Annotated in this window: 16 protein-coding genes; 8 read left to right on the plus strand and 8 right to left on the minus strand. The window is 56.8% G+C overall.

Going from position 1 to position 22,450, the window contains the following annotated elements:
- Nucleotides 1-76 precede the first annotated feature (76 nt).
- Entirely contained in the window at nucleotides 77-1,681 is a 1,605-nt protein-coding gene (locus tag Pla52nx_RS12590; protein ID WP_146518497.1) for a SpoIIE family protein phosphatase, read from the plus strand.
- Nucleotides 1,682-1,843: 162 nt separating this feature from the next.
- Here the strand turns inward: Pla52nx_RS12590 and Pla52nx_RS12595 are convergent, their stop codons facing one another.
- The 5 genes from Pla52nx_RS12595 to Pla52nx_RS12615 all read right to left on the minus strand — a co-directional run bounded on the left by Pla52nx_RS12595 (nucleotide 1,844) and on the right by Pla52nx_RS12615 (nucleotide 5,590).
- Entirely contained in the window at nucleotides 1,844-2,710 is an 867-nt protein-coding gene (locus Pla52nx_RS12595; RefSeq protein WP_146518496.1) for an ATP-grasp domain-containing protein, read from the minus strand.
- Nucleotides 2,704-3,435 (minus strand): hypothetical protein, encoded by a 732-nt coding sequence (locus tag Pla52nx_RS12600; RefSeq protein WP_146518495.1) that lies wholly within the window; start codon nucleotides 3,433-3,435, stop codon nucleotides 2,704-2,706. Before Pla52nx_RS12600 ends, Pla52nx_RS12595 begins: the two co-directional genes overlap by 7 nt.
- 110 nt (nucleotides 3,436-3,545) lie before the next feature.
- Nucleotides 3,546-4,076 carry a hypothetical protein gene (locus Pla52nx_RS12605; protein WP_231741723.1) on the minus strand — a complete coding sequence of 177 codons (531 nt, stop codon included), beginning with the start codon at nucleotides 4,074-4,076 and terminating at the stop codon, nucleotides 3,546-3,548.
- A gap of 128 nt (nucleotides 4,077-4,204) precedes the next feature.
- Complete coding sequence (locus Pla52nx_RS12610; RefSeq protein WP_146518494.1) at nucleotides 4,205-4,885, minus strand: PDZ domain-containing protein; 681 nt, start codon at nucleotides 4,883-4,885, stop codon at nucleotides 4,205-4,207.
- Between the two features lie 108 nt (nucleotides 4,886-4,993).
- Nucleotides 4,994-5,590, minus strand: coding sequence for a hypothetical protein (locus Pla52nx_RS12615; RefSeq protein ID WP_231741722.1), 597 nt, complete (start codon nucleotides 5,588-5,590; stop codon nucleotides 4,994-4,996).
- Nucleotides 5,591-5,748: 158 nt separating this feature from the next.
- Between Pla52nx_RS12615 and Pla52nx_RS12620 the strand changes: the two genes are divergently transcribed.
- The 4 genes from Pla52nx_RS12620 (at nucleotide 5,749) to Pla52nx_RS12635 (ending at nucleotide 10,817) form a co-directional block, all read left to right on the plus strand.
- On the plus strand, nucleotides 5,749-6,771 hold the full coding sequence (locus Pla52nx_RS12620; protein ID WP_146518493.1) for a zinc-dependent alcohol dehydrogenase family protein: 1,023 nt from the start codon (nucleotides 5,749-5,751) through the stop codon (nucleotides 6,769-6,771).
- Nucleotides 6,772-7,185: 414 nt separating this feature from the next.
- Nucleotides 7,186-7,791 (plus strand): RNA polymerase sigma factor, encoded by a 606-nt coding sequence (locus Pla52nx_RS12625; RefSeq protein WP_146518492.1) that lies wholly within the window; start codon nucleotides 7,186-7,188, stop codon nucleotides 7,789-7,791.
- Nucleotides 7,788-9,245 (plus strand): serine/threonine-protein kinase, encoded by a 1,458-nt coding sequence (locus Pla52nx_RS12630; RefSeq protein WP_146518491.1) that lies wholly within the window; start codon nucleotides 7,788-7,790, stop codon nucleotides 9,243-9,245. Before Pla52nx_RS12625 ends, Pla52nx_RS12630 begins: the two co-directional genes overlap by 4 nt.
- A gap of 57 nt (nucleotides 9,246-9,302) precedes the next feature.
- Complete coding sequence (locus Pla52nx_RS12635) at nucleotides 9,303-10,817, plus strand: tetratricopeptide repeat protein (protein ID WP_146518490.1); 1,515 nt, start codon at nucleotides 9,303-9,305, stop codon at nucleotides 10,815-10,817.
- A gap of 455 nt (nucleotides 10,818-11,272) precedes the next feature.
- On the opposite strand, the gene Pla52nx_RS12640 is transcribed toward Pla52nx_RS12635, so the two are convergent.
- Entirely contained in the window at nucleotides 11,273-12,514 is a 1,242-nt protein-coding gene (locus Pla52nx_RS12640; protein WP_146518489.1) for an NAD(P)/FAD-dependent oxidoreductase, read from the minus strand.
- Between the two features lie 433 nt (nucleotides 12,515-12,947).
- Here Pla52nx_RS12640 and Pla52nx_RS12645 point away from each other — a divergent pair, with 433 nt between their 5' ends.
- From Pla52nx_RS12645 to Pla52nx_RS12655, 3 genes are all read left to right on the plus strand, one after another.
- Nucleotides 12,948-15,413, plus strand: a complete 2,466-nt coding sequence (locus Pla52nx_RS12645; RefSeq protein ID WP_146518488.1) for an efflux RND transporter permease subunit — start codon at nucleotides 12,948-12,950, stop codon at nucleotides 15,411-15,413.
- 328 nt (nucleotides 15,414-15,741) lie between these two features.
- Nucleotides 15,742-16,800 carry a flotillin-like protein FloA gene (gene floA / locus Pla52nx_RS12650; RefSeq protein WP_146518487.1) on the plus strand — a complete coding sequence of 353 codons (1,059 nt, stop codon included), beginning with the start codon at nucleotides 15,742-15,744 and terminating at the stop codon, nucleotides 16,798-16,800.
- A 179-nt stretch (nucleotides 16,801-16,979) separates the two neighbouring features.
- Nucleotides 16,980-20,732 (plus strand): family 16 glycoside hydrolase, encoded by a 3,753-nt coding sequence (locus Pla52nx_RS12655; RefSeq protein ID WP_146518486.1) that lies wholly within the window; start codon nucleotides 16,980-16,982, stop codon nucleotides 20,730-20,732.
- 113 nt (nucleotides 20,733-20,845) lie between these two features.
- On the opposite strand, the gene Pla52nx_RS12660 is transcribed toward Pla52nx_RS12655, so the two are convergent.
- Together Pla52nx_RS12660 and Pla52nx_RS12665 are read right to left on the minus strand one after the other, a co-directional pair.
- On the minus strand, nucleotides 20,846-21,901 hold the full coding sequence (locus Pla52nx_RS12660) for a hypothetical protein (RefSeq protein WP_231741721.1): 1,056 nt from the start codon (nucleotides 21,899-21,901) through the stop codon (nucleotides 20,846-20,848).
- A gap of 204 nt (nucleotides 21,902-22,105) precedes the next feature.
- A complete protein-coding gene (locus Pla52nx_RS12665) occupies nucleotides 22,106-22,303 on the minus strand; it encodes a hypothetical protein (RefSeq protein WP_146518485.1) in 198 nt (65 codons plus the stop codon).
- Nucleotides 22,304-22,450: the final 147 nt, after the last annotated feature.

Raw genomic sequence — 22,450 nt, forward strand, 5'->3', positions numbered from 1 at the left:
AAACGTTTCAGTGAAACGCTGAGGGCGGTCGATCTCTATCGCAACAAGGAAGCTTTTCGAGAGCGTGTTGTCCAGGGTGATTCCATTCACCCTGGTGATCGCTCGTCGACAATTCCGGCAGGGAATGCCGCCCGAACCGACCAACAAGTCCTGGCGATATTCTGTGCACGACTCCAAACCTCCTTATCTACGTGTCCACCATGGACCCCGTCCGAGCGCCACGCAGCGTCCGGTAACACCCAACGCGTCCGAACAGTTCTGGACCGCATATTCCGCAGTAACGGGATGGCGTGTTGATCGCCCCGGGCGTGGCGAACATGTGACCGTCCGACCCGCCATTGAATGGGACATGATTGCGGGACCGGATGACGAATCATTGCCGGCGGTCAGTCAGTCCAAGGCTCAGATGCTGGCCGATTGTGCGGCCGAAATGAGTCGAGAAATCGACGAACTCAAAGCGGTCATCCGACGGCAGGAAGCCGAGTTGGCGGCACGGGCGAGTGTCTTGAGTGGACCTGATGCGCAAATCGCGTTGGCCGATCAAGTCGAAGCGACGTTACAACAAGCTATCGCGGCGTGTGGGTTCGATGCCGCAGCAATCTATTTGTTGGATGACGACACACAGTTCCTCAAAGCACGCGCCGTTGTCGGTTTGCCCAGCGACCGACTGGAGAACAAGCCGCGCGCATTGCGTGGTAGCCGAGCTGACCTGGAGGCCATGGTCCAGAACGTCGTCTTGATCGAGAAAGCAGACGGCGGTGTGATCGATACTTGGAAATGTCCGGAGAAATGCGGCTCTGCGATCTGCGCCGCGTTGATGAAAGGCGACTTGCCGATCGGAACCCTGTGGCTATTCTCCAGTCGTGAAACCGAACTTTCTGACGCGGATTCCGCCATCGCCAAGATGACCGCGACGCAACTGACCCTGCAATTGTCGGCTGCTGCGTCGGAGCGACGAGAACGTTTGCATCGTGTCGATTTTCGATCCATTCGCGACATCGCGCATTGGCAGCATGCAGGATTGCCCACGGTCGATCAAATCGCACAGGGATGGAAAGCCGACGGGATGTTGGAATCACCGTTGGATTGGGCAACCGGTTGGCACACTTGGGATATCTTGCCCGATGGCACGATGATGATCGCGATGGCCGAAGCCGATGACAAGTCCGCAGCTGGCGCGATGGTTGCTGCAACCGCCAGAGCCGCACTGACCGCTCATTGTGGTTATCGACACACACCGCTGCAATTGATGCAACGGATCAACGACACATTGTGGCAATCCAGCACCGCCGACCAGTTGTTGTCCATGCTCTACGCTCGTTTGGACGTTTCCAGCGGCGAAGGTGAGTTGGTCGTTGCCGGCAACATCAGCGCGATCGTCGGCAGCCGTTTCGGCTATCGTCCTTTGGCGGACGGAAAGGCTCAGCCGCTGGCAAGTGCTTTGGACATCAACGCGTTCTCGACGACGTTTCATCTCTCGCCGGGTGAAATTTTGTTGGCCTACGGCAGTGGTGTCGCGGCCGATGGGATTTCCCAATGCGTTTTGGGAGAAGCAATGAAACGGTCGGCCGAACAAGGCAACTTGATGCCGCTGCCAGCGATCCGTCGTGCGTTCGCCGATTATCTCAACGAGAACGAACGCGGCTTGATGACGTTGTCACGATTGGCGGGCCATCAGTAGAAAACGAACCCAGCACCGTTTGACCCGTAGCCGAAGGCGCAGGCGGAAGCGGCTTTTGACACTGCGGTGCCAACCGTTTGGTAGCGTCTCCTACGCCTTCGGCTGCGGGTCAAACGATCTAAAACCCGACTCTGCTGGCGGCTTTGCGATGGTTTACCGACGTTATGAGCCAGAAACCAGAAATGACAGGACGGCGTCGGCTAGCGCGTTTTCACTTGCGTCATCAAATCGGACGAACATGGGAAAGGAATTGATTTCTAGGAAGACCGGGGCCGACATGCCGTTGCGGCAGCGAAAGTCCAGAGCGCAGTAGTCAAACTGCAGTTTCCCAGCGAGTCGGTGAGTCGGTTCGATGACAGAGAGCGGGACATCGACCTGAACCACGTCGACTTGGACATCATCGCGGTAGTCCAATTCGTCGGTGATCAGATGGAAACAAAACAGGTTGCCATCGATCGAAAACACACGCAAGTTTTCTCCATCGAGCTTTTCTTGAACAAACTGAGGATTCAGTTCGGACAAGGCATTCGTGTCGTTGGCGATCGAATCGACGGATCGAGTGTGAGCGCCGCCGCCCAGCGGTTTGATCACATGGCGGTCACCGCAGGGCATCTTGGCCAGTGGCGTGGCGTTGCCCAAAACGAAGGTGTCCGGGATCACAAAACCGGCGTGAATCGCGTGCCTCAGGTTGGCTGATTTGTTGTTCGCATCCGTCATCGACGCGCGATTGAGAATGCGGATCTCCGGCCAAGCCAGCGCAAAGGACTGCACCACGTCGAACGCGGCAAGGTTCTTTGACGCGTCACCATCGAACACGTTGTATCGCAAGAAAATACTTTTCGGCGCGACACGTTGATCACCGAGGTCGATCGCCGGCGCGTGAAAATCCCATGCGATTTGGCACGCGTCGTCGCGGTCCGTGTCCCAGAACAGATAGTCGATGCCCCGCAAGTGCGCTTGATCGACGATTCGCTGTGTGTTGGGATCCGAGTCGCCTCCGACGATCAACAATGGCGTCTCGACTACCACCGTCGAAAACCTTTCCAGATGTTGGGAGCTTTCTCGATGACTCGCGACCGCAATCCTTGTGGCGTTTGGAAAGTTGGCAACCCCGGTCGGCCTGGACGCGGATTGCCTTCTTCGCCAACGGCTCGAGTGGTGATGTTCTGTTGCGGATGGGGATTTTCCTCGCCAACGGCATGAGTGGTCACCGAGCCTTCCTCTCCAATCGCCCGCGTCGTGGGGTTGCCTTCTTCGCCGACCATCAACGTCGTCGCGGTGGGTGGCGGCGTTGGAACCGGCTGTGGCCTGGGTGTCGGGCAATACTGTTCTTCACCAACCGCTTGAGTGGTCGGCTGGGGCGGTCGTGGTGACTCTTCGCCCACCGCATAAGTGGTGACTTGCGGTGGCGGCGGTGTCGCTTCTTCACCCCAAGTGTTCGTGGTGGGAGTCGGACTCGGCGAGCCTTCCTCGCCCACGGCCAACGTCGTTGGGTTGTTGCTCGGCGGGTAGTAAGGCTGTGGTGGTTGAGGAAGCGGTTGTGGGGTGGGACCACTGCCTTCTTCGCCGACGGCCATCGTGGTCATGCGGTTGTCTTGCGCCTCAGCATTGGTTTGTGCCAGCAGAGCGTAGGCGGTCGCCGAGGTGAGCCCCGTGGCGACAACGCGACGCAGGAAATCTCGTCTGGGCAAGTCCCCTTTTTTCAGATCGTTGATCAGTGAATCGACCTGAGGATTCGATTTTGGCTGAGACATGGCGATTTTTCCCTCGCTTGGAATGGATTGAGTCGTGATTTGGATTGTAGCCCACGCAAAAACCTCGCACCGATGATCGATGCGAGGATCTGTTGTATTTGTGCTAATGATTAGCGTTGAAAGAAGCGTCGCATCGGTTGGACGCCGGTGCTGTAGGTCGGATAAACCGGGTTGTAGTTATTCATTCGATTGTCGATCGCTTCTGCGGAAGAGCTGCCGTACTGTTGGAACGTACTGGTGTTGGCGTCCGCACCGGCTTGAGCCCAGTATCCGTTGGCGACCGCATTGCTGTTGCTACGAGCGAATCCTTGGTAGGTGCGAGCGGTCGAATTGGCGACCGACTGAGCACCCCAGCCGTTGGCGATGGATCGACCGTTGCTGATTGCGACTCCGCCGTGGGAGATCGCAGTGCTGTTACCGCGGGCGAAACCGCCGTTGGTGCCTTGACCATACATGTTGGCCCGAGCGTATCCTCCTTGGGTGGCGACGGCAGTTGCGTTCAGTTGCGTGTTGCCGTATCCACGAGCCGTGCTGATGGCGGTTCCGCCTGTCGAATAGCTCGACGCGGTGACTTGAGCATTCGCTTCTGCGGTCAGCAAGCAGACGGCGGCCAGGGCGATGGTGGTGATGATGCGGTTCATTGTCGTGTTCCTTTTGTGAACGGGGTTGACTTGGCGTCGTGGTGGGTGAGTGGCCGTCGTCGGCCTTCAAGAGAGACATGCGTGGTATCTGTCGAAATCCCTTAACCGTTTGCGATCTTTTTTGCGGATCACTGACCGATGGCCTGCCGCACCTTTTGCTTGGCATCGATCGAGAGCGCGCAGGCATCGAGTTGGTGCAGGATTTCTTGCGGCGTACCGGCAAACCGAATGGGCTCGGGTGAAGCGTCAGGATCGGACATCTCAATCGAAATCTGATCACCGACCCGACTGACCGAGAAAGACTGGTTTCCGGTGGCGTACGCTGAAACGCCGACTCCGCCGGCTGGCCACGCCGATATTTGTGGCACTGGGATTTGCGGAATCGTCCTTTGCGGTGAATGAGTGGTGTAGGGAAACCAACGACGCATGTTCTGTCGTGGTGTCAGCAGCAGCGGCTGGCCATTTCGGAGGACGCTGACCATCGAGTTTTCTGCTGCTGGAGGCAGGACCGCGGCGATAGGCAGGCCGTCGATTTCCAATAGCAGATCGTTTGGCTGAAGCCCCAGTCGTGCGGCAGGGCTCTGAGGCTCGACCTCGCGGATCCAGATGCCGCAATCCGGAGGAATTCCGGGAAGGTGCAGGCGGAGTATTTGTGGGATCGGGCGTGTCGAGATTCCCCAAGGGGCGTTCTGCTGCACGGCAGCAGGTCGCGATGGCGGTTGCACTGCATCGGGTTCTTGGCCGATCGCGGTGGTGGCTCCGAACAAAAGCATCGCTGCCAAGGAGAATCGTGTGATCTGTTTCTTCATCGTTTTTTTCCGTGAATGTGAAAAAGAGAGTCGGGAAAGTGGACGCGCGCAAAAGTACGCCTGCTCCCGCATCAGTGGCGGCAGCAGGCGTTCGTTGAGCAGTTGAGATCAGCGGCGAAAGATCATTCGGGCGACGGGTGCCGTGGAGCGAAAGCCGCCCCGATTGTTGTTGTTGCTGAAGCCCCCGTTTCCGTAGGCCGAACCGTACGGGACCGTACCGTTGTTGAACTGCCGCGTGTGGCTCTTGGAGTACGCTCGGGTGTTTTGTCCAAAGCCGGACGATTCACTGCCGCCCCAGACCTGTCCGTTCTGAATTCCCGTCTGACCTCCAGAAATCACGCGGCGATTGCCTCCTTCGCTGACCACACCACCGTGGCTGATGTGGGTTCCGTTGGGACCGATGTTCAGGTTCAGGTTGTGGGCTGCCCCCAAAGGTCCTCCGCCCGCTCCGATGGTGTTCGAGATCGCGATGCCTTGGGGGCCGGCACCGACGGCAAAACCATGTCCGAAACCCAGCCCGTTTTTGTTGCTGCTGCGTGAGCGTGCGAACTGGAATTGTCCCTCGGCATTGGCTCCGGCCCCGACGGCACCTGGGCCGATGTCGACCCAAGATCCAGCTCCTTGTGCGCCCGCTTGGGGGGCAGACAAAGTGATTGTGACGGCCAACAGGGCAGCGACTGAAATCGTTTTCAGAATGGTTTTCATCGTTTTTCTCAGGTTTTGGGTGACTTTTGAGCGTTTCGCGGTCAGCGTCGTGATCGCGACTGCACAGACTCATGCGAGACCGGTACAAAAACCCCTTAACCGTTTTTCGAAAAAACTTTCCGCTCACCCGAACCGGATTCTCCATAGGGATCTCTGCCATGAAAGCTTTTCACATCACCGGCCCCACCGGATTGGATGCCCTACAACAAGTCGACTTGCCGGAACCGATCGTCGGTCCACGCGACGTCCTGATCGACATGAAAGCTTGGTCGCTCAACTATCGCGATCTTGGGATGCCTCACGGCGGGTACTATCGAAATGACAAGGTCAAGCGTGATCCGCCGATGATTCCGCTGTCCGACGGTGCCGGTGAGGTCGTCGCGGTTGGCGATGAGGTGACCCGATTCCAAGTCGGTGATCGCGTCGCGGGCATCTTTTTTCAAGATTGGATCGGCGGCGAGCTGACCGACCAACAGATCGGTTCAGCACTCGGTGGCGCAATCGATGGCGTGTTGGCCGAGCGTGTGGTTTTGCCGGAGTCCGGTTGCGTATCGATTCCGGAGAGCTATTCCTTTCAACAAGCCGCAACACTGCCGTGTGCCGCGGTCACCGCTTGGCAATCGCTGACGCTGGGCGGATTGCAAGCCGGACAGTGCGTTCTGATGCTCGGCACGGGTGGTGTCTCGATCTTCGCCTTGCAATTTGCCAAAGCATTCGGTGCACGCACCATCATCACCTCTAGCAGTGACGAGAAACTCGAGCATGCACGGCGATTGGGCGCCGACGTCACGATCAACTACCGAGAGCATCCCGATTGGCAGGAAAAGGTTCTTGCGGCGACCGATGGAGTCGGCGTGGATAACGTGATCGAAGTCGGCGGGGCGGGGACCTTGGAGAAATCCATCGCCTCTGCCAAAACAAGCGGCCGTGTGAGCTTGATCGGTGTCCTGACGGGGCAACCGGACCAGAATCCCTCGCCGATGATGGTGTTGTTCAAGCGGCTGACCGTTCAAGGAATTTATGTCGGCAGCCGCGACATGTTCGAAGCGATGAACCGAGCCATCACGGTCAACCAAATCGTGCCGATCATCGATCGCAGCTTCGGTTTCGACGAGACACGAGCGGCATACGAGTACATGCGTTCCGGTGCCCACTTCGGAAAAGTCGTCATCACTCGATAATCGCAGTTCGACTCGTCGAGTCGAAAACGGAACATTGTCGTTCGACTCTCCGAGTCGAAAACGGGATCGAAGCGTTCGAGGTCAGACGATCTTTCGACCATCCAACACGAACAAACAACGTCCAGGAGATCAGCATCCGTGTCTTGGGCGAGTAAACGTACGAGATGGTTCGGCCGTATGCCGCCGCACGCTAACGACTCGGAGAGTCGAGCGACTATCGTTCGACTCTCCGACTCGAATAAGAAATCGAAGGGTTTACGAGTAGAATCCAGTGACGCGGAGAAAATCCTGAAAATGTCATGTGATTTCTGACAGATCCTTGTCTGCACCGTGAGTAGGACTGTTGAAGACGCCCATACAACAATGCTCGTACAGTCGTGACGTGTTCCCCTACTGTTGTCCAGATGTTGCTCAATGACCACCCCTGAGACACGACCGAGCCTGTTGTTGCGAATCCGTGATCCGCAGGACCGCATCGCCTGGGCGGAGTTTTCGGCATTGTATCGACCGGTGGTTTGCAACATGGCGCGACACCAAGGAATGCAAGCAGCCGATGCGGAGGACTTGGCACAACACGTCATGCTGTCCGTCTCCCGAGCGATCGAGAATTTTGACCCTGAGAGCGGACAAGCACGCTTTGGCACTTGGTTAAAAACCATCGCCCGCCGCGCCATCATCAACGCTCTGACGCGTGGGTTTGCCGATCGGGCCGCGGGTGGCAGCGACATGATGGATTGGTTGCACCAGCAACCCGAATGCAATCAGCAGACGCAGACGTTGATGTTGCAATATCGCAGAGAAGTCTTTGCGGTCGCCGCATCGCAAATTCGATCGGAGTTCTCCGCCGACACTTGGGACGCGTTTTGGCAAACAGTCGTTCAGGATCAGCCGGTGGACTCAGTGGCGGAGTCACTGAAACGCACACGAGGGAGCGTCTACACCGCGCGGAGTCGGGTGATGAGACGACTTCGTGAAAAAGTGCGTGAGTTGGACTTGAATTCGGAGCAAGATGAATCATGAACCCTCAGAAAATGAACGCTCCCAACACGGCTTGCATGTTCGATCGCATCGACGAGTTCTTGAATGGCGATTTGTCGACATCCGATTTGGCGTCCTTTGAACAACATCTGGAAACGTGCCACGTTTGCGGCGACCGCTTGGCCTTCCGCGCAGCCGATTGCGAGTTCTGGGAGGACGCGAAGACTTTTTTGAGCGATAACGATGTTCCGTTGGAGCCCACGCAAGAAACGGCTGCGGCTTGTCGCGATGATGACCAAGGCGACAAAGACGCTTTGTATGATGCGACCAAGTTGACCTTTCTGGATCCCACGGATGATCCCGACATGCTGGGGCGATTCGCCGGTTATGAAATTTGCGGCGTCGTGGGGAGCGGTGGGATGGGCGTGGTGATGAAAGGACGCGACGTGTCACTGGATCGGTTCGTCGCCATCAAAGTCTTGCATTCGAGCTATGCCTGCCAGTCGGCACCTCGAAAACGTTTTGCTCGCGAAGCACAAGCGGCGGCGGCGGTGTTACATGACAACGTGATTTCGATCTACGGGGTGGATCACTGGAACGAGATGCCTTACTTGGTCATGCCTTATGTGAAGGGTGAATCGTTGCAGCAGCGAATCGATCGAGCAGCACCGTTGCCCATCGATGACATCGTGGGAATCTCGCTTCAGATCGCCAGAGGCTTGGCCGCCGCACATGATCAAGGCCTCGTGCACCGTGACATCAAGCCCGCCAACATTCTGATGCCCTCCAGCGTCTCGCGGGTCATCATCACCGACTTTGGATTGGCGAGAACGGCGGACGATGCAAGCTTGACTCGTAGCGGGGTGTTGGCCGGAACGCCTCAGTACATGTCGCCCGAGCAGGCGAGGGGCGAAGCCGTGGATGGACGGACCGACTTGTTCAGTTTGGGCAGCCTGATGTACGCGATGGCTTGCGGTCGCCCGCCTTTCCGCGCCGAGACGCCCTACGGAGTGCTTCGCAAGATCACCGACGAACCTCATCGTTCACTCACCGACATTCGTGAAGACACGCCCGTTTGGTTGTCCAAAATCATTGATCGGCTACTGCAAAAACGTCCTGACGATCGATTTGCCAACGCTCATGAGTTGGCCGATCACTTGGAACATTGCTTGGCACATTTAAGGCAACCGGGAACTATCGAGCTGCCCATATTGGTGGAACATCGGCCAGCGGTTCGAAAGGTCTGGCCATTCGTTGCCGTGTCATTGCTGCTCGGTATCTTTGGTCTGTTCGTGATGACTGGATCAAGTCCTCCCAGTACCACAAATCCCGAGGTCACCCATCAAAGCGAATCGGGGGCATCTCTCGTTGAGTCCGCATCTCAAACGCGGAACGAGACTCCACCTGAGTTGCAATGGGAGTTTGACGACTCGCTGCTGGATCGACTGGAGACCGATCTGAACATTCTGCTCAACGAAACCGTTGCTGAAGAATGACTTTGCCACCAACACCTGCCCACATCCGTTCACCCCATCCCCGTTCTGGAGTCAATCATGCTTCGATCCATTGTCGGCGTGCTCAGTTGCGTCATGCTCTCAGCGTTTCTACAGCTGCCGTGTTCACTCGTGCGAGCCGAATTGTTGCCGCCCGAGAAGCTCAAGGACTGTGAATTGCACGTTCTGGGGATCTATTCCCCGAAGAACCATGGCAAGGACGACCGGGTATTTGTAGAAGTTCAGCCCACCGGTAGACCCATTGTCCTCGTCATGAGCGGCTACTTTGGTGCCCAGTGGAACGTCAAGATTGCTCCAGAAGCCGACGTGCGTCAGGTCATCATCCCCGGCTACTTCAAGCATTCCGTGGTAGGAGTTCCAGGCGACATTCCAGTTGAAACCATCACGTGGTTCACAGAGTCAGGCGAGAATCGCTCAGACTTTTTTTGGGCGTACGCATGGCACACCGAAAAGGGGCGTGAGCTTCGCGAACGACTCAAAGAGATCACAGGGCTGGAGATTACCACCTTTCAAGGCGAATACTCCGGAGAGCGATTTGTCGTCGATGGGAAACAAGGTCTCATTGCTGAGTTGGAACAAGTCGACGCCGTGACTGAAAACTCAGATCCCAATCTACAAAAGATCGCCAGCAAGTTCGAAGACATGCTACGGACGTTAGATGCGGAGTATCAGCGAGTGCGGACCAAATTCGGTGATGCTCATCCCGCCGCTCAAAGTCTCGCAATCAAGATCAAGGTATTTGAAGAGGAACTCCGTCGATTGAACGTGGCCATGCCTGAAGTGCCAACACCGGCAAACGACAAACTCACAGCCAACGAACCGTCACCCCTTGGGGACTCACGCCAAACAATCGAGAACCTTGTTCGAAAAACGTTTCAGTTGGAAATGGAGTTGCAACAGGCACGTGTGGAAAAGGCGGAAGCGGATCTGCAACGCGTGAAAGCTCAACTGGAGTTGCGAAAGAAGTCTGCTGAGATGATCATCGCCGATCGTATCGACCAATTGACGAAAGAAAAAGAACAGCAGACCGCTGAGCCCGAATCATCCGATGTTCCGGCGTCGTTGTTGGCGAGCGAAGGATGGGCGGCGTGGCAGAAGCACGATCTGCGAACGGCGCTGACCAAGTTTCAGTCGGCACTGGGGAAGGAGCCGGGAAACGAAGCTGCGTTAAACGGATTAGGTTGGACGTACGTGCATCTCGCGGAATACGACAAATCGATCGCGGAGTTTAAGAAGCTGTTGAAGGACTCGCCGTCACATCCCGGGGCACTCAACGGTATCGGGCAAAGTCTGCTTGCGAAGGGCGACTTGGACGAGGCGGAAAAGGAATTGCGGCATGCCACGGAGGACTTGATCAAACGGCAGGGCGAAGCCGAAACGGCAAAACGCGGTGTCGCCTGCTGGCACGGTTTGGTTCGCACCTATCTCGCCAAGAAAAACAAGCAGTCCGCCATCGATTGGGCCGAGCGTTCGCTGAAGCACAAACCAGACGATCCCGACATGCAATCGCTGTTGGATCAGGCCAAGGCACTACCGGAGTCGGATGCAAAGTAGTACCGATAAATGCGAGGGAGGGTGCATGAGCGACCTGCACCTTCAACAAGGAGTTTGGCGGAGTTATTACTGTGAGCCGATGGCGCTAGTGCATCGTCGAGTCTTAGAACGTGGGTTCGGTAGATGAGCCGTTTTGGCGTTAGCCACGGTTTTCGTGACACAACCGTGGCTAACGCCAAAACGGCTAACCCCAAAATCAGGACCGGACGATGCACTAGCCACGGGCCTCGAAGGAATGCGTCAACGCCACTAGGCCCGCAGCTAGCGGGCTGTTGATTTAGTGAGCCGCGACGCGTAAGCGGCCGGGCCTACCGCATTGCCCGGTGCCTTACGGCCCACGGCTCACCCTTGCGTTCCCAATTTCGATTAGATCAACAGGCCACTAGCGCCTTGCGGCTCACTCATTTAAGAGTCTCCTGGATCGAGTGATAGGGAGTTCGAGCACCGCTTCAACGCTACATCGACGTGCTCATTTTGGCTCGCTGGATCGATGCGTCCATGTCGGCGAACATCTCGCCGGCACCGTCTTGGAAAACACGACCGATCAGCAGATTCGTGACGTTTCCTTGATGTTCGGGATGTTCTTTCATGAAACGTCCGATGCTGAACTCCTTGGTGTAGAACGCATGCACCAATTTGCGAACCCAGCTCGCGCCTTTTTCAAAGCTCTCATTCCACGCACCCAAGCGTTTACCGCTCAAGTCGTCCGCAGCAAACGCTTCGACGATGCAATCGGCCGCTCGGATTCCCATTTCCAATGCAAAGTAGACGCCGGACGAATAAACCGGATCGATGAACCCCCATGCGTCCCCGACCAGCACCCATCCTTGCCCCGCGTGCTGGCTCGTTGAATACGAAAACTCCTTCGCCGTTTTCACATCGCCCAACTGAGTCGCACCCATCAAACGGGGTTTCAATCCTGGGCAGTTCGCCAGTTCTTGCTGAAAGACTTCTGCCGGAGTCCCGCGTCCTTTGAGCAAGTAATCGTTGTCGCCGACGCAACCGATGCTGGTGATCCCACGTGACTGCGGGATGAACCAAAACCATGCGTTCTGCGACTCGGTGTTCATGATGATCGTCGCGCCTTCGTGGTCACCTTCACCCCGTTTGGCATCACGAAAGTAAGTCCAGATGGCGGCTTTCTTGAGATCCGGATTGACTTTCTTCAGTCCCAGTTTGTTCGCCAAGAATGACTGCTGGCCACTGGCGTCCACCACCACTCGACAATCGATCATCCGCGTCTGGCCATCGGAGCATTTCAATTCCACACCACATGCAGCTCCCGTCTCATCGAACCGGACGTCCAACAACCGGGTCTGATCGTAGCAGTCGGCGCCCAATTCAGCGGCGCGGTCAAACAGCATCTTGTCAAACTCGCTTCGCTCGACTTGCCAGGTATCGCTGCAATCTCGATCGTCGTGTTGGCGGAAAAAGAATGGCGAGGATTCGTTGCCGCGGTGGGTTACGAATTGAACGCTCTTCTTGACCTGCCATCCCGCCGAGCGAACACGTTCGTTCATCCCAAGCCGTTCTAGGGGCCAGTAGGTTTCCGGCATCAGTGATTCACCCACGTGGAAGCGAGGAACCTGCTCCCGCTCAATCAGCAACGTGCTCAATCCTGCTTCAGCGGTGATGGATGCAGCAGCCGTGCCAGCGGGGCCGGCGCCAATGACGACGCAGTCGTAGGTGGATTTCATCTCAGAATCATTCCGGGAAACGCAGGGTTTGGGTGAGTTGGGTTGGAAGGGCAAAGCGATGGGCAACGTTCCTTTCCCAATACCGATATCTTACCGAGTTGCCAACTGGGAATCTTGCGATGGAAATTTGCAATGCGAATTGGACCTGTAGACATCCGGTCGACCATCACTGGACCGATTGCTTAGGATATAACGTAAGCAGCCCACGGAAAGTCTCCCGAAATTGATGCGGCACAGGGTCGCAACCAATCGGCGGGTGGCGCTTGATCGGGAAGAGAAATTGGACGTCGCGTGGTCGTGAATGACCACCCTTTCCATTGTTCGCATTCGTTTGTTTCAATGGCGGCTGTCCACCCGAATGGCGGGCCCGAGGTGACTGGTTGCGTTTCCGTTGTAGGCGGCTGCGTGGAGCAAAGGATTCAGGAGGATATTGGTGGCCAAGCGACGATCGTTCCGCTCAAAGTATCTAAGGCGAATGCGATGGGGCATTGCGTTGCTGATTGTGCTGGCGATACCGGCCATGATTCATTCCAAGGCGGCAATCAACAGTTTGCTGAATTTGCCCAGCGAATGGGTTCCCGACTCGATTCCGGCGAAAGTCGATTTTAATGAGCTGAGCAGCCGATTCGATGTCGGTGAAATCCTGCTTTTTTCTTGGCCTGGCGCGACCTTGGATTCCCCTGAGTTGGCCAGGGTTTCGGCGGCGTTGCAGCAGATTTCAGAAGAGCCGGAAACATTCGACGAGACGCTCGATGTCGAGTTGACTGCGGAGACTAAAAAGGCGATCGGAGAACTGAAAGCGATCTGTGGCGGCGAGATTCCGTTTCATTGGGCTCGTAGTGGCGGCGACACGCTGAATCAGATGACGCAGGCGCCGCTGTCTCTGTCGGTTGACGCCAGCGTGGCGCGACTGAAAGGTTTTCTTGTCGGACCATCGGGCGAACAGACCTGCATCATTTCGTCTTTGAATCCCGTCGGGACGGTTCATCGACGTCAGTTGATGCCTGCGCTGCGTGACTTGATCGCCGGCATCGCCGATGTAGATCCAGCGACGATTGCCGTTGTCGGCGGGCCACGCGAAGGAGCCGATGTGGATGCGGCGAGCATTCGATCCGTGGAGCTGTTCGCGCCACCGTCGGCGATTCTGGCGGCGATCATCTGCTACATCTGTCTGCGATCGGTTGCGTTGACGCTGGCGATCAGTGTGGTCGCGGTGATCGGCGAAGGGCTCGTGTTGGCGATCGTGTATTACTCCGGAATGCCGATGAATGCGGTGCTGGTTGCATTGCCGCCGTTGGTGTTTGTGTTGACGGTTTCCGCCGGCATCCACCTCAGCAACTACTTTCTCGACGCATGGCAAGAGTTTCCGGACATGTCCCCGGCGCGTGCGACTCGCCGCGCGCTCAAGGCCGGCATCATGCCCTGCTTTTTGGCCAGCGGGACCACCGTGGTCGGTCTTGGTTCGTTGATGCTGGTTCGCATCGAGCCGATTCGCTTGTTCGGTTTTGCGGCAGCCATCGGCGTGATCGGTACGCTGGCGTTGCTATTGATGGTCTTACCGGGAGCCATGATCCTGACAAAGGAGACAAAAGAAAAACGTGATCGACGACGCGCGCCGCCACATCCGACGGAGGATGAGATTCCGGAGGACGTTCCGGCAAGCGCTTTTTCACGTTGGGCGTACAAGACGACACGGGCACGTCTGGCAAGACCATGGCCGATGATCATCTTGTTCCTTGTCATCGGCGGCGTGTTTAGCGCAGGGCTATTTCGGTTGCAGACTTCGGTCAACTTGCTGCGAATGTTCTCGCCTGACAGTTCGATACGCACCGAGTACGCGTGGTTCGAGGAAAACGTTGGACCGACATCATCGGCTGACGCCTTGTTGACTTTTCCGCCGCTGACGGACGACGACAATCCGCTCACTCGGCTCGCCGTTGTTCAAAATGCTCACGTCAGCGCATTGAAAATGGATAGCGTCGGTGGTGTGTTGTCGGCAATCACATTCATGCGCAGCGTTCCCACGGGACGGTCCATCGGAGCCAGCTCGCGTCGTGCGGCGATGGTCAAAATGCTACGGGAGCCCGACGGCCCGCTGATGAAAACCAACTTGATCCATCGCGACTCGGCGGCGGAAACGTGGCGAATCAGCATGCGGATGTGGCAGAAAGAAGACACGAACTATAGCGCCGAGCTGTTGGAGATTGAGAAAGCGATCGAGGATTCGCTCGACGATGCCGAGGTGCCGGTCGAGCTGACGATGACCGGTCATGTTGCGATCGTCGAGGAAGCCCAAACGATTCTGTTGGACGATTTGTTCCGCAGCTTCTTGACCGCATTTGCCGTCGTCGCGATGGTCATGATGGTCTTGTTGCGCAGCGTGATCGGCGGGCTGATTGCGATGATCCCGAACTTGTTCCCCACCGTCGCCCTGTTCGGTTTCATGGGATTGGTGGGAACACCGTTGGACATCGGATCGGTGATGACGGCCAGTGTGGCATTGGGGATCGCGGTGGACGACACGATCCACTTGCTCAGCCGATACGGATCTCGCCGAGCACGTGGCATTGGTCAGATTCGGGCAGCACACGGTGCGCTTGCACAGTGTGGTTGGGCGATGTTTCAGACGACGATGGTCTGTGGACTTTCGCTGATGACCTACTACTTCAGCGACTTTGTCCCGACCAGTCAGTTTTCGATTTTGATGTTCGGGCTGCTGACTGCAGCTCTGTTCGGCGATGTCTTTCTCGCGCCGAGTCTGATGTCGAGTTCCTTGGGTCGTTTTCTGGCGCGAACCGTGGGTGTGGATCCCGAAGCAGAGCTGTGGTCGGATGAACCGTCTCCCGAACCGATCGACGCGCGGCGTATTCCGGCAAGGCCGACGGATTCGGCTCAATAGTGATCGCTTCGAAGTTTTCCGGGTTTCCCGTCCGGGAAAGCATCCTTGGCGTCCAGGTTGTCGATCGCAAGTGACTTGGCTGGCTCGGATCGTCCCCAAAACGGGAATCTTTGCCGGAAAACTGAGCAGATCTCGGTGTTGACCGCTAGAATCAGTGTCCGTAGGTGCCCTTGGCTCATTCTCAGGTCCATCGGCAGCCTATCGCTTCAAATCAGAGGTCGTACCTTGCATCGACCATCGAGACTGTCTCTCTCATTTGAAGACTGACGCCAGGGTTTGCAAGCGCTGGATGCGTTGGTTGAGAGTCAAACTCGAACGGAATGGTTGAATGTTTACACTCGTGGCTGCGGGCTGGGGTTTTGGTTCCACACTCATTACGATCGCATCGATCGTTGCCGGCATCATCGCATTGGTGCTTGTCGCCGTGTTCATGAAGTGGGGTTCGTATTGGGTGCAAGCCTACATGTCGGGCGCCCATATCAGCATGGCCAGTTTGATCGCCATGAGTTTTCTCAAGATCGAGCACCGACTGATCGTGACCGCCCGGATCATGGCTCACCAAGCCGGGTTGCCAAGAGCGAGTCTCGATTCGATGAGTGCATCTCGCCTGCAGGCTCATCATTTGGCTGGTGGGCATGTGATGAATGTTGTTCAAGCCATCATCACGGCGCACCGGGCGGGTATCGATCTGGACTTTGACCGAGCCACCGCGATCGATCTTGCCGGGCGAAATGTGTTGGACGCTGTGCAGACCAGTGTGTCACCGATGGTGATCCACTGTCCGCCCAACGACGGAAATGGGCCTCGGACCCTCAGTGCGGTTGCAAAGAACGGCGTTGAACTGCGTGTCGCCGCGCGGGTGACGGTCCGCACCAATTTGGACCAACTGATCGGCGGTGCGACGGAAGAAACCATCGTCGCACGGGTTGGGCAAGGAATCATCACCGCAATCGGTTCGGCTGAATCGCACATGGATGTGTTGGAGCGTCCATCGCAAATCTCCGAAAACGCAGTGCTCAATGGGCTCGATGCCAACACCGCGTTCGCAATCGTCTCCATCGATATCTCGGACATCGACGTCGGGCAAAACATCGGTGCACGATTGCAGACGGATCAAGCCAACGCGGACACGCGGATCGCGCGTGCGAGAGCAGAAGTCCGCAGGGCCGACGCGGTGGCTCGGGAGCAACAAATGAAAGCACGCGTGACGGAAAGCCGAGCGGAGTATGTGTTGGCAGAAGCAGAAGTGCCCGCGGCGCTATCGGAAGCCTTCCGCGCCGGGCGTTTGCGTTCTGCCAAGTCAGACGGCTCAGGACGGACAAAGCGTCCTGTGTTGTTGCCGCCGGATCCCAAACCGCCCGCCGCCGGTCGTACTTGCCAAGAGTGACCGACACCACGCTGGATCAATAGCACGATTTCGCCAGTTAGCACGCGGCATTGGCGTCTCGGAAAAAGCTCGCGGCACCGCACGACCTGGCGCAGCACGCAACTCGCCCGATGGGGTATCATGTTTGGCTCTCCCGCCACTGACATTTCCCTCCACTGGACGAATCAGCGTCACAAATCATGCGAACATTCTTGATCTTGTTGTGCTCATTGGCTTGCACTCTCTCCGGCCAACCTATTACGCACGCCGAAGACCCTGCCTTCCAAATTCTTTTTGACGGCAAAACTTTAAACGGATGGAAAGGAAACGAAGGCCTGTGGTCTGTGCAGGACGGTGCGATCGTCGGCGAGACTACCGCTGAGAATCCGACCAATGGCAATACATTCCTGGTCTGGCAAGGTGGCGATGTCGGCGACTTTGAATTCCGCTGCCTGGTCCGGTTCCAAGGCAACAACTCCGGCGTTCAGTACCGCAGTTCAGTCGTCGATCCGAACCCCTATGTGCTGAAGGGGTATCAAGCCGATTTGCACCCCAAGCAAGACTACATTGGGATGATGTACGGTGAGAAAACCGGTCGCGGCATCATCGCTACCCGCGGCCAACGCATTACCGTCGGTGCTGACGGCAAGACAACGGTTGATGCCAAGCTGGTGGCCGATGAAACGATTGTCGGCGAGCAATGGAACGAGTTGCGGATCATTGCGGTGGGCAATCGATTGATTCATCAAGTCAATGGCGTCACCACGGTGGACATCACCGACAACCACCCAGATGCGGCAGCCACCGGTTTGTTGGGGCTGCAATTGCACGCGGGGCCACCGATGAAATGCGAGTTTCGCGGTTTGTTGTTGCGATCGCTCGACGCAGAAGCTGGCAAGCAACTGATTGCCACGACCGTTGCGGCGACAAAAACACAGTCGGACAAGGCAGCCGATCAAGCGAACGTGGGCGACACAATCCAAGGCTCTGGATGGATCACCGCCGATCCAAAACCGAATTGGATTTGGGTCAAGCAATCCACCGACGGGCAACGCATCTGGTTTCGCCACGAGTTCGATATCGATGGTGAAATCAAAGCGGCCGCGATTTACGCCACCTGCGACAACAAAATCAATGTGACGATCAACGGCAAACCGGCTGGCAAAAGCAATCGGTGGGAAGCTCCGGTTCAGACGGCCGTCAGCGAGTTGCTGAAGCCTGGACGTAATGTCATCGCGATCGCGGGTGAAAACGAAGGTGGCGTCGCCGCGTTGGTGGCAAAGCTACAAATTCAATTGGCAAGTGGAAAAACACAAACCGTCATCACGGACGCAAACTGGCTGACGATTGAAACCAAGCCGGCCGACTGGGATGCCCCCCAAGCCGACACGACGGCTTGGGCCAAAGCCATCCCCAACGGCAAGTTGGGAAAACAGCCCTGGGGAGTACCGGCCGTCGGTGGCGCCGCCGCGGGAGACTCCGATAGATTGAATCCTCGCAACGTCTACGCACCTCCAGGATTTGTTGTCGAACGAGTACACGTTGTCACCGGAGATCAGGGCAGTTGGGTGTCGCTCGCGACGGACCCGCAAGGACGTCTTTACGCGTGCGATCAAGCCGGCGCAGGTTTGTATCGATTGACGATTGCCGACGACGGAAGTGCCGAGGTCGAGAAAGTTTCTGTCGGTGAGCTGAGCAGTATCTCGGGGATCCAAGGAATGGTGTGGGCGAATGATGGGTTGTGGGTGCACCGGAACGGAGGCAACCTGCATCATTTGACCGATACCGATGGTGATGGAAACTTGGATCATCAAGTCACCTACCCTGGAACCACCGGCGGTGGTGAACACGGGAACCACGCGGTGATCGTGACCGAGGACGGTGAGGCGTTGTATCTGGACGGTGGAAATCATGCACCGTTGGCCCAGCACGAACGGAGCCGTGTCCCGACTTGGAGCGAAGGTCTATTATTGCCCCGCATGTGGGATGCACGCGGACACGCCCGCGGCAAGTTGGCACCGGGCGGATGGGTCACACGCTTGGACCCGGAAACCAAAAAGCAAACCGTATACACGATCGGGTTCCGCAACCAATACGACATCGCGTTGAACCGTTTCGGAGACTTGTTCACCTACGACGCCGACATGGAGTGGGACCTTGGTCTGCCATGGTACCGGCCGACACGTATTTGTTTCGTCAACAGCGGTGGCGATTACGGATGGCGGAGTGGTTCGGGCAAGTGGCCGACATACTATGAAGACAGCTTGCCGCCGGTTGTTGAGATCGGCCCCGGCTCGCCAACGGGCGTCAGCTCGGGCGCAGGAGCCCATTTTCCCACCCGCTATCAAGACGGCTTGTTCGCGTTGGACTGGACCTTTGGGACGATTTACTCGATCAAGCTGATCCCTGACGGAGCAGGCTATCGCGGAGAGGCCGAAGCGTTTGTCTATGGATCGCCCTTGCCCGTCACCGACTCGGTCGTCGGGCACGACGGCTGTCTGTACTTTGCCGTCGGCGGCCGTGGTTCGGCATCGGCGCTCTATCGTGTGCGTTATTTGGGTGATGATAGCTGCGACGCGCCTCAAGACGTGGACGCCGTCGCTGACGGTGCCAGAGCGATGCGACGTGACTTGGAAGCGTTTCATGGCGTGTCGGATCCCCGAGCCTTGGACAAGGCTTGGCCGCTGTTGTCAAGCAACGATCGTTTTCTGCGACACGCCGCTCGCGTCGCCGTGGAAAGCCAGCCCGTCGATTCGTGGGCGAACCGTGTGCCCACGGAGTCCGACCCGCAGTCTCGCGTGACGGCAACGGTGGCGCTGGCCCGAATGGGAACCGCAGATCACCAGGCCGAGGCAGTGAAAGGATTGTTGTCGCTCGATGCAAAGTCTCTCCGTCGCGAGACGTTGCTGGGGATGCTGCGAGCCTATGCGTTGCTGTTCAGCGAATTGGAAAGTCCTACGTTGGACCAACGAAAAGCCGTCGTCGCTCAACTGGATCCCTTGTTGCCAAGCGATGATCGTGATGTGAATGTCGAACTCGTTCGCCTGCTGACCTATCTACGCAGCCCGACGGTGGTCGCCAAAACGCTGGCCTTGATCCAAGATCGGACGCCGATGCCCCATCCGGCCTGGGCGGAGATCGCAAGCCGTAACAGCGGGTACGGCGCCGCGATCCAAAACGTACTGGACAGCAATCCGCCCACCGCTGAAATCATGTACGCGTTCATCTTGCGCAACTTACGCACCGGATGGACGATCCCCCAGCGACGGGCGTACTTTGAGTTTCTCAATGAAGCCGCCAAGGCATCTGGTGGGGCTAGCTACTCAGGCTACTTGACACGGATTCGCGACGAAGCGTTGGGCAATTGCACCGATGCCGAGCGTCTCGCGTTGCAATACATCACTGGCGAGGACTTCAATCCAAAGCCCGATTTCCCCATCGCGGATCCCGTCGGTCCAGGACAGAAATGGACGACGCAGGCGGTCTTGGGAGCTATGCGGGGCAAGCCTGATTTTGAACGAGGACGCTCACTTTTCTTCAGCGCCAAATGTGCGTCCTGTCACCGGATGACCGGTCTGGGCGGGAACATCGGACCGGATTTGACGAGCGTGCGCAATAAATTCGATCGAGACTACGTCGCACAAGCCATCGTGGAGCCGAGCAAAGACATTTCGGATCAATACGGTTCGTCAAGTGTCTTGACCGTGGGAGGTCAAGTCCATACCGGTCTGGTCGTCGAGCAGCCCAACGGCGACTTGCTGGTCTATCCAGTGGATGAGAATGCGAAATCGATCACGATTGCGGCGGATGACGTGGAATTGGTGAAACCGTCCAAAGTTTCGCAGATGCCCGCCGAACTGCTGGATCGTCTCAACGCAGGCGAAGTTCGTGATTTGATCGAGTACGTGATGGCCGCTGGTGACCCCAACGACAAGCGTTACCAGGACAAGTGATCACTTCCCGTACGTCAGGCTTTCTAGCCTGACTTGCTGTTCCCCTGTCAGGCTAGAAAGCCTGACGTACATACCCTGTCAGGCTAGAAAGCCGGACGAACTGCTGACATTCGTTAATAACGAATGATCAAGTCGAGCTGGACTCGGTCTTGGATGATGTCCTTGAAATCCGTCAGCGGGAATTCGTAGGCCACACCGGCTTCCAAGTTGCGATTTGGTTTCAGTTTCAAGCCGACGTTGTGCGTCACCAAGTCGTTTCCGGCAACGTTGCTTGCGGGCAAGTTCAAGATGTCTTGACCGGCAACGCCCAGAGGCGCACCGTTCTCAGCGTCATCCAACCAGTGCCACCAAGAGTTCTCGGTCAACAGGTAGAGACGATCTGTCAGACGATAGTCCAAGTGGTTCAGCCAGTGAATCGATGATGTTTGAATAGCACCGTCGACAGGGAACTGATAACCGACCGAAGTCATGTAGTGGGCGTCGCCGTCGAGCAATCGTTGGCCAGCCGAAGCGAAGACATTGAACTCTCCGTCGCCGAGTGCTTGCAAGGTCCCTTTGTTGCCCATTGGGATCTCATAGGTGAATCCGCCCGATACGAGTCGGCCGGCCTTGGTGTCGCGGATCAAGTTGTATTTCAATCCGGCGGTCACGTCGGCCCAACCCGATGCCAACAGGCCATCAAGTGCACCTTCGCTGTTGTCGATCACGTATCCGTCTTTGACTGCGATCAGGCTCAAGCGTTCGGTCAATGCGATTCGGAACTGCAAAGCAAACAGTTGAGCGCTGCCGCCAGCGGGAATATTGGCTGGTCCCAATGTCGATGGGAACTGGTGCGTCATGAAGATCGGACGCAACTCGGTCAGATTGCGAGGATCTTCGAAGTGAACGAAGTCGATCATCGGGCTGATGAAATCGTCGAAGCAGTGATCGCTTTGTCGAAGTCGTGATTTCAGACCGCTCAAGAATCCGCCACAGAGGCAGCCGCTGGAATCGCAACCGCAAGCATCGCAGCCGCTGTCGCAGCCAAACGAGTCGCAACAGGGGTCGGCATCGCAGCATGCAACAGTGTCGCAACATTCTTGAGCTGCCAGGTTGTCACTGGTCAGACACGCATTGCCGCATAGCAAGCTGGCAATCAGCAGCAGGCTCGGCATTCCTTTGTAAAGCATTCTTTCCGCCCTCATGGCAAAAGATTTTTTTTGTGGTTGATCAGAGGGTGATCTGAGAGCGTATTCGCCACTGTTTTACTGCCGGCGCAGTCGTTTTTGAATCGTTTGTAAGACTGTGTTAATCGTTACAAATCCACATAAAAATGTGTGCGGCGGTGACCACGCTGTATCGAGTCCGCACGTCTTGAACCATGAATCAGCGTTCTACGGCCAAGCCGACACTTGAGTGAATCCGGATGATTTTCGTGAAATCGTGTCAGCGAACACACGTAGAAGCGTTTCTCCAAGACGCGAAATCGATTGCAGAGCCGCTTCGCATGGAACACGAATGTCGTTAGCGGACGACGTGATTGCAGAAGCGTAGGTCATGCTCTGCATGACGAAATACGGTTCGCGCATCATCTCGCTGGTTGTCCTGAATTCGGAGAGATCTCTTGGTGACATCCGGTGCGGTCGGGTTGCGCTGTGCGTATGGTGTCATGCGGAGCATGACCTACCGCAAATGGCAAGACGTTTTACGCGGCACGCTATCGGCTTGGAAAGTCGAGC

Source organism: Stieleria varia, from assembly GCF_038443385.1.
In the GTDB taxonomy this organism is placed as follows: Bacteria; Planctomycetota; Planctomycetia; order Pirellulales; family Pirellulaceae; genus Stieleria; species Stieleria varia.

Bases quoted from the DNA above. Each gene is read 5' to 3' on its own strand.
- Pla52nx_RS12610 (WP_146518494.1), bottom strand. From the start codon at position 4,885: ATGAAGAAACAGATCACACGATTCTCCTTGGCAGCGATGCTTTTGTTC.
- Pla52nx_RS12655 (WP_146518486.1), top strand. From the start codon at position 16,980: ATGCGAACATTCTTGATCTTGTTGTGCTCATTGGCTTGCACTCTCTCC.
- Pla52nx_RS12635 (WP_146518490.1), top strand. From the start codon at position 9,303: ATGCTTCGATCCATTGTCGGCGTGCTCAGTTGCGTCATGCTCTCAGCG.
- Pla52nx_RS12665 (WP_146518485.1), bottom strand. From the start codon at position 22,303: ATGATGCGCGAACCGTATTTCGTCATGCAGAGCATGACCTACGCTTCT.
- Pla52nx_RS12605 (WP_231741723.1), bottom strand. From the start codon at position 4,076: ATGAACCGCATCATCACCACCATCGCCCTGGCCGCCGTCTGCTTGCTG.
- Pla52nx_RS12660 (WP_231741721.1), bottom strand. From the start codon at position 21,901: ATGCTTTACAAAGGAATGCCGAGCCTGCTGCTGATTGCCAGCTTGCTA.
- Pla52nx_RS12640 (WP_146518489.1), bottom strand. From the start codon at position 12,514: ATGAAATCCACCTACGACTGCGTCGTCATTGGCGCCGGCCCCGCTGGC.
- Pla52nx_RS12615 (WP_231741722.1), bottom strand. From the start codon at position 5,590: ATGAAAACCATTCTGAAAACGATTTCAGTCGCTGCCCTGTTGGCCGTC.
- floA (WP_146518487.1), top strand. From the start codon at position 15,742: ATGTTTACACTCGTGGCTGCGGGCTGGGGTTTTGGTTCCACACTCATT.
- Pla52nx_RS12630 (WP_146518491.1), top strand. From the start codon at position 7,788: ATGAACCCTCAGAAAATGAACGCTCCCAACACGGCTTGCATGTTCGAT.
- Pla52nx_RS12620 (WP_146518493.1), top strand. From the start codon at position 5,749: ATGAAAGCTTTTCACATCACCGGCCCCACCGGATTGGATGCCCTACAA.
- Pla52nx_RS12625 (WP_146518492.1), top strand. From the start codon at position 7,186: ATGACCACCCCTGAGACACGACCGAGCCTGTTGTTGCGAATCCGTGAT.
- Pla52nx_RS12600 (WP_146518495.1), bottom strand. From the start codon at position 3,435: ATGTCTCAGCCAAAATCGAATCCTCAGGTCGATTCACTGATCAACGAT.